At 66.4% G+C, this 8609-nt stretch carries 10 protein-coding genes; 5 read left to right on the top strand and 5 right to left on the bottom strand.

The annotated features are described in order from the left end of the window. Positions 1–6: 6 nt before the first annotated feature. On the bottom strand, positions 7–660 hold the full coding sequence (locus CI805_RS14595; RefSeq protein WP_260924781.1) for an MOSC domain-containing protein: 654 nt from the start codon (positions 658–660) through the stop codon (positions 7–9). Between the two features lie 220 nt (positions 661–880). Here CI805_RS14595 and CI805_RS14600 point away from each other — a divergent pair, with 220 nt between their 5' ends. The 3 genes from CI805_RS14600 (at position 881) to CI805_RS14610 (ending at position 2300) form a co-directional block, all read left to right on the top strand. Further along, positions 881–1546 carry a DUF4136 domain-containing protein gene (locus tag CI805_RS14600; RefSeq protein ID WP_260924783.1) on the top strand — a complete coding sequence of 222 codons (666 nt, stop codon included), beginning with the start codon at positions 881–883 and terminating at the stop codon, positions 1544–1546. Between the two features lie 263 nt (positions 1547–1809). Further along, positions 1810–2010, top strand: coding sequence for a hypothetical protein (locus CI805_RS14605; RefSeq protein ID WP_260924784.1), 201 nt, complete (start codon positions 1810–1812; stop codon positions 2008–2010). A 131-nt stretch (positions 2011–2141) separates the two neighbouring features. Then, the gene (locus CI805_RS14610; protein ID WP_260924785.1) at positions 2142–2300 is read left to right on the top strand and encodes a hypothetical protein; all 159 of its coding nucleotides are present in this window, start codon (positions 2142–2144) and stop codon (positions 2298–2300) included. A gap of 33 nt (positions 2301–2333) precedes the next feature. Here CI805_RS14610 and dut read toward each other — a convergent pair whose 3' ends face one another. The 4 genes from dut to CI805_RS14630 form a co-directional block, all read right to left on the bottom strand. Continuing rightward, positions 2334–2780 (bottom strand): dUTP diphosphatase, encoded by a 447-nt coding sequence (gene dut / locus CI805_RS14615; protein WP_260924786.1) that lies wholly within the window; start codon positions 2778–2780, stop codon positions 2334–2336. 9 nt (positions 2781–2789) lie between these two features. Next, positions 2790–4154 carry a bifunctional phosphopantothenoylcysteine decarboxylase/phosphopantothenate synthase gene (locus tag CI805_RS14620; protein WP_260924787.1) on the bottom strand — a complete coding sequence of 455 codons (1365 nt, stop codon included), beginning with the start codon at positions 4152–4154 and terminating at the stop codon, positions 2790–2792. Positions 4155–4288: 134 nt separating this feature from the next. Next, entirely contained in the window at positions 4289–5863 is a 1575-nt protein-coding gene (ubiB, locus tag CI805_RS14625) for a 2-polyprenylphenol 6-hydroxylase (RefSeq protein WP_260924793.1), read from the bottom strand. A gap of 10 nt (positions 5864–5873) precedes the next feature. Next, complete coding sequence (locus tag CI805_RS14630) at positions 5874–6605, bottom strand: class I SAM-dependent methyltransferase (RefSeq protein WP_260924795.1); 732 nt, start codon at positions 6603–6605, stop codon at positions 5874–5876. 149 nt (positions 6606–6754) lie between these two features. Here CI805_RS14630 and mutM point away from each other — a divergent pair, with 149 nt between their 5' ends. Further along, on the top strand, positions 6755–7567 hold the full coding sequence (gene mutM / locus CI805_RS14635; RefSeq protein ID WP_260924797.1) for a bifunctional DNA-formamidopyrimidine glycosylase/DNA-(apurinic or apyrimidinic site) lyase: 813 nt from the start codon (positions 6755–6757) through the stop codon (positions 7565–7567). A 144-nt stretch (positions 7568–7711) separates the two neighbouring features. Next, positions 7712–7972 (top strand): 30S ribosomal protein S20, encoded by a 261-nt coding sequence (rpsT, locus tag CI805_RS14640; RefSeq protein ID WP_260924799.1) that lies wholly within the window; start codon positions 7712–7714, stop codon positions 7970–7972. Positions 7973–8609 lie beyond the last annotated feature (637 nt).

Genomic DNA, 8609 nt, shown 5'->3' on the forward strand with positions numbered 1-8609 from the left:
AGTCCTTCACCCCAGCAGCTTCACCCGGCGGCGCTTCCACGGCTCTGCCAGCATCGACACCGCGCCCAGCGCTTCCAGCCCGGCGCGGTCGGTCTTGTGGTCGCCTGCGATCAAGAGGCCGAACACGCGGGCCACGCTCCAGTCGGGGCATGGGCGCGCGACCAGCGTCATCGGCTCTCCGGCGACCGCCTCGCCCTCCTCGATCACGCGGTAGTACCAGCCGGGGCGGCGCGTGCGGATCATCGCGGCGTTGACCCGCGCGCCGTCGAAGCGGTGGTCGAGCTTCCAGCACGGCTGGCGCCCCTGGCTGACCTCGACCAGCGCGCTGCCCAGCCGCCAGCGATCGCCGATGCAGACCTCGCCTTCGGTGAGCCCCGTGGTGGACACATTCTCCCCGAACGCGCCCGGCATCGCGAGATGGCCGTGATCGCCGATCGCCTCGCGCCAGAAGGCGTAGTGATCGTGGGGATAGTGGTGGATCGCCTTGTCGTGCCCGCCATGGACCGACAGATCGGCCTGCTCGTCACCCTCCAGCCCGAGAAACGTCACGCGCACAGCCCCCGTCACCGGCACCTTGGCGATGGCGCTCGGCTCATCGGCATTGCGGAATGGACGGACCTTGCCGGTCGCCAGCGAAATAAGGGCTACGGGACTCGTCATCGTGCCCCCTTATTCCTACATAGTGCCCACCTGCTCAAGATGCCTGCGGACTGGTCGTTCGCGCTGAACAGATGGTGAGCGCACTAGCTCGGCCTGTCGCATTTCCATTTCGTTCAAGCGCTATTCAGCCCGTTGATTTTACGGCATCATGGAAGAATCGAGGGCCGCGCCCGGCGGAGGCGTTTCATGGGGCTCTTCGGGCTCGTGGAGTGACCGGATTATGAAAAGTGATACCAATTCCCCGCTGGCAAGGCTGAGGCTGTTCGCCGCCGCCATGCTGTTCATGGCCGTGGCCGCCTGCGCTGCGCCCTTCCATGCCGACGTGTCGCGCTTCCGCACCCAGTTGCCGACGCCCGAAGGCCAGACTTTCGCGGTCGTCGCCGACGATCCCAAGCTGGTCGGCGGTCTGGAATTCGCGCAGTACGCCGGTGTCGTGACCGATCACCTGACCAAGCTGGGCTATGCCCCGGTGCAGGACCCCGCCAAGGCGACGATGATCGTGCGCTTCAGCTACGGCGTCGACGATGGCCGTGAGCGCGTGCAGAGCTCGCCTTCGCCCTACTTCGGCCCGTGGTACGGCTATCGCGGCGGCTGGGGGCGCTTCGGTGGCTGGGGCGGCGGCTGGGGTGGCCCGTGGCGCTTTGGCATGTACGACCCGTGGTTTGACGGCGGCGTGCAGTCCTACACCATCTACACCAGCAAGATTTCGCTGAAGATCGACCGTGCCGTTGACGGACAGCGCCTTTTCGAAGGCCATGCCGAGGCGCTTTCGACCTCCAATCGCCTGCAGTATCTGGTCCCGAATCTGGTCGACGCGATGTTTACCGGATTTCCTGGGAACTCTGGGGAGACCGTGCGCATTACGGTGGCGCCAGAGAAAAAGTAACTGACAGGCTCCCCCTGCGAAGCGGGAGACACCGAGGGACGGGTCCGTTGACGAGGCGGGCCCGTCCTTTTTGTTTGCCTGCTCTCTTTTTGAACAGGCGCTCTTTTGGAGCAGACGGTGGCGACCTACATGAAAGGTCATGATACGCCCCTGCCGTGTTGCGGCCACATTGGCCCCGCATGCGGTGAGGCGACATTTCGGGGCAACAGGAGAGCGCCAGTCAGACTGCCCGGAAACGAGCAGGCCCGACGCGGACAGAGCAGATGTACAATTTCATGGCCATCCTCTCGCAGCTCTTCTGGGGCGTGACGATAGGCGCGCTGAGCGCCGCGTTCACCGCCATCGGGCAAGGGCTGGCCGTGGCCTTCGGCATCGGCGGGCTCGGCTGGTGGGGCCTGCGCCACCACCGCAAGGGCCGCCCAAGAGGCGATACGGACAGCACCCGCGACAAGAAGCGCGACTGAACCTTAGCGATCAGCTCGGCTGGGACTGTTACAGGAACGTCACCGGGCCTTGACCGCCACTTCACGCAGGCTATCGGCATCGGCTGGTGGAGCGCCTTCGATTAGGCGCCCCTCAGCGACAGGGGCTTTGCATGACCGACGAAACCAACAATAGCCCGACCAACGACAGCCCGACCGGGCACGACCCCGAGCGCCGCCCCAACCGCGCCGGGTGCCTGATCCTCGCGCTCGGCGGGCTGGTGCTGTTTCTGGTGATCGCGATCCCGATGGCGAGCAAGTTCGCCGGGTAAGAGCGCTTTTCGGCGCTCAGCCGTCCCGGTTCTTCAGTTCCCCAGCGCGACCACGCCGCCGGTCGAGCCGAAGCCGCCCTCGCCGCGATCGGTCGCGTCCAGTTCCTCGACTTCCATCCAGCTGGCCCGGCTGACGGGCGCCAGCACCAGCTGCGCCACGCGGTCGCCGCGCACGATGGCGAAGGGCTCGGCGCCGTGGTTGATGAGGATCACCTTCAGTTCGCCGCGATAGTCCGAATCGATGGTGCCCGGCGCATTGGGCACGCTGATCCCGTGCTTGAGCGCGAGGCCGGAGCGTGGGCGCACCTGGATCTCGAAGCCGTGCGGGATCGCGAAGGCCAGGCCGGTGGCGACCGCATGGCGCGCGCCGGGAGCCAGCGTCACGTCCTCGGCCGAGACCACGTCCATGCCCGCCGCCCCGCTGGTGGCATAGACCGGCAGCGCCAGCCCCTGCCCGTGCTCCAGCACTTTCACGCGCACGGGATATTGTCAGGGGTGTGCATCGCTCGTCCTTCTTGTGTCTGAAATCGTTTCGGCAATTCGGGCAATGAGCGCGCGGGCGACTTCGCCCTTGGGCATTTCCGGCAGGCTCAGCACGCCTTCGCCGGACACGATATGCACGGTATTGGCATCGCCGCCCATGACATCGCCCGAGACATCGTTGGCGACGATCCAGTCGGCGCCCTTGCGCGCCCGCTTGGCGGCGGCATGGGAGAGCACATCGTTGGTCTCTGCCGCGAAGCCCACCACCAGCGCGGGACGGCGCGGCGAGGCACAGAGCGTGGCGAGGATATCCGGGTTCTCGGCCAGCACCAGCGGCGGCGGCACACGATTCGCGGCCTCCCCCTGCTTCTTGATCTTCTGGCCGGAAACTTCCGCCGTGCGCCAGTCGGCCACGGCGGCGACCATCACCGCGATGTCGGCAGGCAGCGCCGCCTCGACCGCTGCGAGCATCTCGCGCGCGCTTTCCACGTCCACACGGGTCACGCCCGGCGGGGTCGACAGCGTGACGGGGCCTGCGACCAGCGTCACGTGCGCGCCCGCCTGCGCAGCGGCAGCGGCGATGGCGAAGCCCTGTTTGCCCGACGAGCGGTTGGCGATGTAGCGCACCGGGTCGATCGGCTCATGCGTCGGCCCGGCGGTCACGAGCACATGGCGTCCGCTGAGCGGCCCGTCGGCAGGCGGAATGAACAAGTCGATCGCGCCGGGATCGCTCGATGCCGCGCCGCGCGCCTCGCCCTTGGCCGCCAGCAGCGAATCGCGGCCCACCGGTGCAGGTTGTGCCACAACGCGACCGACGTGCGCTGAGGTGAGGCCTCCCAGACCGCTCCCCGCCTGCACCTCCTCACCACCCGGCACCGGTGCGATGTCCACCGGGCCAAGGCCCAGACTCCAGGCGATGCGCTGCCAGATCTTGTCGGGATCGGGCAGACGACCGGGACCATATTCGCCGCAGGCCATCGTGCCCTCGTCAGGCTCCATCACGTCGACGCCCGCGCTGCGCAGCACCTGCACGTTGCGGGTCGTCGCCGCGTGCTGCCACATGCGCACGTTCATCGCAGGGACCGCCAGCACCGGCTTGTCGGTGGCGAGCAGCAGCGTGGTCGCCAGATCGTCGGCAATGCCGTGCGCCATCTTGGCCATCATATCCGCCGTCGCTGGGCACACCACCACCAGATCGGCCTCGCGGCTGAGCTGGATATGCCCCATCTCGACCTCGTTCTTGAGGTCGAACAGCGTGGTATAGACCGGTCTTTCGGAAAGCGCGCCAAGGCTGAGCGGTGTGACGAACTGCGTCCCCGCCTCGGTGACGACACAGGTGACGGAGCCGCCTTCCTTGCGAATGGCACGCACCAGTTCGCAGGCCTTGTAGGCCGCAATACCGCCGCCGACGACGAGGAGAATCCGGGACCGCTCATGGCTTTGGCTTGTGCCTCAGGCGCGAAGGGAGAGCAATGGCCGCCGGGTGCGCGCACCCGGCGGCACCGTCAGCCCCAGTGCATCCACGCCAGCACGCCCCAGGTCGCGAGGCCACCGGCGATCACCGAGGCGGCGTAGGCGGGCCAGCGCGTGCCCTCGCGGCGACGGGCCATCATGCGGTCCCAGACCAGTTCGACCTCGGGCAGCGGCGCCTGTTCGGGCGCGCCGCCCTTGGGCGGGAACTTCTCTTCGATGCGGCGCACCAGATCGGGCAGGCGCATCAGCAGGTTCAGGTCTTCGCGCAGGCGGTCGGCAATCTTCGCCTCGGGGCCGAGTTCGTCACGCAGCCATTCCTTCACGAAGGGGCTGGCAACGTCCCACATGTTGATCTGCGGATCGAGCGCGGTGGCGAGGCCTTCGACCATCACCATCGTCTTTTGCAGCAGCAGCAGATGCGGCTGGACCTGCATGTCGAAATCGCGGGTGATCGCGAAAAGGCCGTCGAGCATCGCGCCGACCGACAGTTCGGACACCGGCTTGCCGCGCATCGGCTCGCCCACGGCGCGCAGCGCGGTCGCGAACTCTTCCACCGTGTGGTAGCTCGGCACGTACTGCGCCTCGAAGTGGATCTCGGCCACGCGGCGATAGTTGCCGGTGGTCAGGCCATAGAGGATCTCGGCCAGCCACAGCCGCGCCTGCCGGTTGATCCGCCCCATGATGCCGAAATCGATCGCGACGATCTCGGGCGCCTCGGGCGTGCCTTTCACGAACAGGTTGCCCTGATGCATGTCGGCGTGGAAGAACCCCGCCGAAATCGCCTGCGTCAGGAAGGTCAGCACCAGCCGCCGCGCCAGCGCGGGCATATCATGCCCTGCGGCCCGCAGCGCCTCGACCTGGCTCATCTTGATGCCGTCGATCCATTCGAGCGTCAGCACCGAACCTGCCGTGCGGTCCCAGTCGATATCGGGGACGCGGTAGCCCTCGATCCCCTCCATCACGTCGGCCAGTTCGGAGGCCGAGGCGGCTTCGCGGCGCAGATCGAACTCGCGCAGGGTCCAGCGCTTGAGATTGGCGATCACCGCACGCGGGCGCAGGCGCGCGGCCTCCGCCCCGAAAGCTTCGAGATGCGCCGCCGCCCACTCATAGGTCTCGACATCGCGCGAGAACTGCTCGCGGATACCGGGGCGCAGCACCTTGACCGCCACCGCGCGACCGTCGCGCGTTACCGCACGGTGGACCTGCGCGATCGAGGCGGCGCCCACCGGCTCTTCCTCGATGCTGGCGTAGACTTCACCGATCGGGCGGCCGAAGCTGCTCTCGATCCGCGTCCTGATGTCTGCGAAGGGCACCGGCGGCAGGCTGTCCTGCAACAGCAACAGGTTGCGCGCGGGGCCCTCGCCGACGAGATCGGGACGGGTTGCCAGCGCCTGCCCCAGCTTGATCGCGGCGGGGCCGATCTCCTGAAACGCCCCCGCGTAATCGGGCTCGGCAGGCTGGCGCGTGCCGAAGCGGGCAAGACGGCACAGCCGCTTGACCGTCATCGGTGCGTTGCGGTCGTTCTCGATGCCGCGCAGTGCGCCGTGCCGCGCGAGGATGCGGCCCCAGCGATAGAGGCGCCAGAAATGCGTGATGCGGGGCGTCATGCCGGTGCCGTCAGACCTTCCAGCCCGAATGGATCGCGACCAGACCACCCAGAATCGGCTCGACCTTGGTGTGCTTGAAACCGGCCTTGCGGATCATGCCCTCGAACTCGGGCATGGGCGGGAAGCGGCGGATCGATTCGATCAGATAGCGGTACGATTCGGCATCGCCTGCGATCATGCTGCCCAGCTTGGGCACCAGCTTGTGCGAATAGGCATCGTAGACTTCCTTGAAGCCCGGCCACTCGGTGGTCGAGAACTCAAGGCAGAAGAAACGCCCGCCGAACTTGAGCACGCGGTGCGCCTCGCCCAGCGCCTGCTGGACATGGGTGACGTTACGGATGCCGAAAGCAATCGTGTAGGCATCGAAGATGCGGTTTTCGAAAGTCAGTTCCTCGGCGTTCTGTCGCGACCATACGAGGCTGTCGAGCCCGCGGTCCATCGCCCGCTCGATGCCGACGTCGAGCATGTCCTGATTGATGTCCGAGACGGTGATCGAGGCGCCGTGCGCCGCCATGCGGAAGGCGATGTCGCCGGTGCCGCCTGCCATGTCGAGGATCTGCTCGCCTTCGCGCGGCTTCACCCGGCGCACGAACTTGTCCTTCCACAAACGGTGCATGCCGCCCGACATGGCATCGTTCATCACGTCGTACTTGCGTGCGACGGAAGAGAAGATCGCGCCGACGCGCCCTTCCTTCTCCTCGGGGTCGATGTCTTCGTAACCGAAGGAAACCTTTTCGCTCATGCGGGATGCCTTAGGCGGGTTTGGCGCGGGAGCAAAGGGGGCGGGCAGCGTTTGCCGGAAAATGCCCGACGGGCCTTATCCTGCTTCCGGCAACCACCCCTCCACACGATCTGGCCGAGGCCGGGCCACACCTTATATAGCGCCCCACGATGCCAGAACTTCCCGAAGTCGAAACCACCGTGCGCGGCCTTGCACGCTTCCTCGATGGCGAGCGGATCGCCCGTGTCACGCTGAACCGCGCGGACCTGCGCCGCCCCTTCCCTGCCGATCTCGTCCAGACGCTCACCGGCGCGCGGGTGACGGGCATGGGCAGGCGCGCCAAGTACGGCCTGATCGAGACCGACCGCGAGCGCACCATGGTGTTCCACCTCGGCATGTCCGGGCGCTGGCGGATCGAGCCCGAGAAGCCCGACAAGCACGATCACCTCGTGCTGGAGACAGGCTCGGGCCATATCCTCGCCCTGAACGACGCGCGGCGATTCGGCTCGGTCGATCTGGTCGAGACCGCCGCGCTCGATAGCTGGGGGCCGTTCGCCGCGCTCGGCCCGGAACCGCTGGGCGATGGCCTGACCGCGCTCCACCTCCACACCGCGTTCGCCGGACGGCTCGCCCCGGTCAAGCAGATGCTGCTCGATCAGACCGTCGTGGCAGGGCTCGGCAATATCTATGTCTGCGAGGCGCTGTTCCGCTCCGGCATCCGCCCGGACAAGGCGGCAGGCAAGGTCAGCCGTGCGGCGCTGGAGCGACTCGTGCCCGCGATTCGCGCCGTCCTGTCCGAATCGATCGCGGCAGGCGGCTCCACGATCAAGGATTACGCCCAGCCGAGCGGCGAACTGGGCTATTTCGCGGCGTCCTGGCAGGTCTATGGGCGCGAAGGGCTGGCCTGCGGCTGCGGCGCCCCGATTCTGCGCTTCGTTCAGGGCGGACGCAGCACCTTCTGGTGCCGGAAATGCCAGAAGTAGGCGGGTTTCGGTCCACTTTCCGGTCATCCCGGCGCTTGACGAAAACCCCCACCATCGGTAAGGGGCGCGCTTTCCGGCGAGACAGCTCGCCATACCGGATCAACCAGGCAGGGGCCGCCCGGCGGCCAGATACGAGGATTTTCGATGGCCAATACGCCGCAAGCCCGCAAGCGCATCCGTCGCAACGACCGCCGTGCGCTCATCAACACCAACCGTCTCAGCCGCATCCGCACCTTCGTGAAGAAGGTCGAAGCGGCGCTCGAGGGTGGCGACAAGACCGCCGCCGCTGCCGCGCTCAAGGAAGCGCAGCCCGAGCTGGCACGTGGTGTTGCGCGCGGCGTGCTCCACAAGAACACCGTGGCGCGCAAGATGTCGCGCCTCACCAAGCGCGTCGCCGCTCTCTGATTCGCCGCCGTCCGGAAACGGACGGGTGATTCGGGACCGACGATCCACGCGCTGACCGTTGCTCCGGCAGCGGGACAGGTACGGATAGAGAACGGAGCTGGAGAGCGATCTTCAGCTCCGTTTTTTTGCGTCTGCGATGCTGCAGGTGCGTTGTCTTCGAAATGTAAGGAAACCCGCCGATTCCCCGTGTCCACTTTTGTGATTCGGAATCGGACTAATTCCAAGCACATGAAAAATTGAGATAATTTTCCACAATCGCAGATTTCCGTCAGATGACATGAGTCAACCGCGATAATTTTTTTTATTTGGGGAGGACCGTATTGCGCCCCGGCTCAAGCGCTCCCTAAAAGGACCTCGGCCGTTGCGGAACGTGCCGGGGAATCACCGACCAGAATCAAGTCAGAAACAGGAAACGGGCGCTGCGAACTCGCGTTTGCGGCACGGGATTGTTTTTGCTTTGCGAAAGGTTGGTGGGTGCCCGTTCCGCGCTGCGGCCATGGGTGCAAACATGTTCAAGACGGAGTTCCGGGTCATGACAGCAACGTCAGCGGGTCATTCGTCGTCCGAGCGCGCCAGCGAGGCGCGCGCGGGTCAAGGTCAAGTCGCAGTAAGGAAGTCGAAGGCGGTGAAAGTGGCG

It is taken from the genome of Novosphingobium sp. 9, from assembly GCF_025340265.1.
Classification (GTDB): Bacteria; Pseudomonadota; Alphaproteobacteria; order Sphingomonadales; family Sphingomonadaceae; genus Novosphingobium.